Here is a 2945-nt window from a genome sequence, read left to right as displayed (position 1 = left end):
GTTGCTTATGGAATTGTTAAGATTATTGGATATCTTTCAGATGATTTGTATGATCTGGCTTTCCAATATGATCTGGCCTGTGGAATATTCCTGATAGTGCTTGGAGTGATAGTGCTTGGATGTAATTTGCGTATTCGTTCATATCTTTCCCCAGGACTGGGATTATTGATTTTGCTTGACGCTGTATTAAAAGTTCAGACTGCAAAAGATGCAAAAGTATTTGGACTTGAAATATGGAAATGGATATTGGCACTTTCCATCATTGTAGCTGCTTTTGGTATTTTAATTATCATAAAGCCGTTTCAGGAAAGTCAGATTAGTCATGTCATTATCGGATGTGGTTTCTTTGCAGAAGGTCTCATGAATCATCTTACAGTCAAGGAGACAGTCAAGATATCAAAACAAATTCAGGGACAGGAAAAGAACGAGGAAGATACTGCATGGGAAGAATAAAATGTTGTAACTGTTTAAGTAAAACTTGTTATTAACAAATATATTAATTATATGAGGAGGAATTCGAGTATGAACGCATCAAATACTTTAAAGAAACTGGGAATTGAGCAGACATTCAATTATATTTACAAGGACCCGGATAAGCATATGCTGAAGATGATGGACTGGGCAGATAAATTTGCTGATGGAGAATTTATTTCTCAGAGAAAAATGATTCGGGAAGCAATAACAAATCCGGAACATCCTTATTATAACTATATCCGACGTCTTTTTAAAGAGGTAGATCTCAATGTGACTAAGACACTTGCTGTGAATCTTTTTATTAATGCCAGTCTGGTTGGCTGGAAGAAGGAAGAAAAACTCAGAAAGAAGTATAACTGTAATATTCCATGGGCTATCCTGCTGGATCCTACATCTGCGTGTAACCTGCATTGTACAGGTTGTTGGGCGGCAGAATATGGACACAAATTAAATCTTACTTATGATGAGATTGATGATATTATCTGCCAGGGAAAAGAATTGGGCGTTTATTTTTATATTTACACTGGCGGGGAGCCACTGGTTCGTAAAAAAGACTTGATCCGAATCTGTGAAAAGCATTCGGATTGCGTATTCCTTTGCTTTACAAATTCCACATTGATTGACGAAGAATTTGCGGATGAAATGCTCCGTGTAGGTAATTTTGTACCAGCCATTTCTCTGGAAGGATTTGAAGAGGCGACGGATGGACGACGTGGAACTGGTGTATATCAGAAAGCACGTAAAGCCATGGAACTTCTCAGAAGAAAGAAACTGATTTATGGAATCTCCTGCTGTTATACCAGTGCCAATTATGATTCCATTACATCAGAGGAATTCTATGATACATTGATTGAAATGGGTGCCTATTTTGTATGGTATTTCCATTATATGCCGGTAGGAAACGATGCTGTTCCGGAATTGATGCCTACACCGCAGCAGCGTACCGGAGTTTATGAGAAAATTCGTCGTTATCGTGCCACAAAGCCATTGTTTGCAATGGATTTTCAGAATGATGCAGAATATGTCGGCGGATGTATCGCCGGTGGTCACCGTTATTTACATATTAATGCTAACGGTGATATTGATCCTTGCGTATTTATCCATTATTCAGATTCTAACATTCGGGAAAAGACACTTCTGGAAGCACTGCAGTCACCGATGATGATGGCTTACCATGATAATCAGCCATTTAATAAAAATATGCTTCGTCCGTGTCCTATGCTGGAAAATCCTGATATGCTGCGAGCAATGGTTGAAAAATCAGGTGCTTACTCGACTGATCTTCAATCTCCGGAAACGGCAGAACATCTTTGTGCAAAATGTGACCAGTATGCGAAGAATTGGAAGCCGGTTGCAGATGAACTTTGGAAAGAGAACAGGGCGAAAAAGAAAATCGCAGATTAAAGAAACAACTATGAATTTGAACGACGAAATATTTATTCAGGTAATCGAAAAAATGAAAGGATATCAAAAATGAACAAAGGTAAACGATTTTTTACATCAGAGTCTGTCACAGAAGGGCATCCAGATAAAATGTGTGATGCTATTTCAGATGCATTGCTGGATGAATTGTTGAAGCAGGATCCTATGAGTCGGGTGGCATGTGAGACGGTAACGACTACAGGCCTTGTTATGGTAATGGGAGAAATCACTTCCAATGCATATGTAGATATTCAGAAAGTAGTACGAGATACAATCAGGGAAATTGGATATACAAATGCTGAGTATGGTTTTGATGCAGATACATGCGGTGTGTTAACAGTCATTGATGAACAGTCGGCAGATATAGCAATGGGTGTGAATAAGGCTCTTGAGGCAAAAGAACATAATTTGTCGGATGAAGAGATTGAAGCCATCGGAGCCGGAGATCAGGGGATGATGTTTGGATATGCGACAAATGAGACTGAGACCTATATGCCCTATCCCATTGAGCTGGCACATAAGCTGGCATTGCAACTGACAAAAGTAAGAAAGGATGGAATACTTCCGTATTTGAGACCAGATGGAAAAACCCAGGTAACTGTAGAGTATGATGAAAATGACAAACCATTTAGACTGGATGCCATAGTGCTTTCTACACAGCATGATCCGGACATAACACAGGAACAGATTCAGTTGGATATTAAAAAATATGTGTTTGACGAAATCTTACCGGGTGAAATGGTGGACGAGAATACAAAATTTTATATCAATCCAACAGGTCGCTTTGTAATAGGTGGACCGCATGGAGATAGTGGATTGACCGGCCGTAAGATTATCGTAGATACATATGGAGGATACGCCCGACATGGTGGCGGAGCTTTTTCCGGAAAGGACTGTACCAAGGTAGACCGTTCTGCATCATATGCGGCTCGTTATGCGGCAAAAAATATTGTTGCGACAGGATTGGCTGAAAAATGTGAGGTGCAGCTTTCCTATGCTATTGGTGTAGCACAGCCCACCTCAATTATGGTGGACACGTTTGGAACAGG

At 39.8% G+C, this 2945-nt stretch carries 3 protein-coding genes; all 3 read left to right on the top strand.

Features of this window, described 5'->3' with window-relative positions; genetic code table 11:
• Window positions 1-453: hypothetical protein (locus tag QZZ35_RS10695; protein ID WP_291237392.1), on the top strand; the 453-nt coding region annotated here is incomplete at its 5' end.
• A gap of 69 nt (window positions 454-522) precedes the next feature.
• Window positions 523-1878, top strand: coding sequence for a radical SAM protein (locus tag QZZ35_RS10690; protein ID WP_291237391.1), 1356 nt, complete (start codon window positions 523-525; stop codon window positions 1876-1878).
• Window positions 1879-1947: 69 nt separating this feature from the next.
• Window positions 1948-2945: methionine adenosyltransferase (gene metK / locus QZZ35_RS10685; protein WP_291237390.1), on the top strand; the 998-nt coding region annotated here is incomplete at its 3' end.

The organism is Frisingicoccus sp., from assembly GCA_016298055.1.
Lineage (GTDB): Bacteria > Bacillota > Clostridia > Lachnospirales > Lachnospiraceae > Frisingicoccus.
This window is presented reverse-complemented; position numbering and strand designations above follow the sequence as displayed.

Excerpts from the sequence above, each read along its gene's own strand:
- QZZ35_RS10690 (WP_291237391.1), top strand. The coding sequence starts at position 523 with ATGAACGCATCAAATACTTTAAAGAAACTGGGAATTGAGCAGACATTC.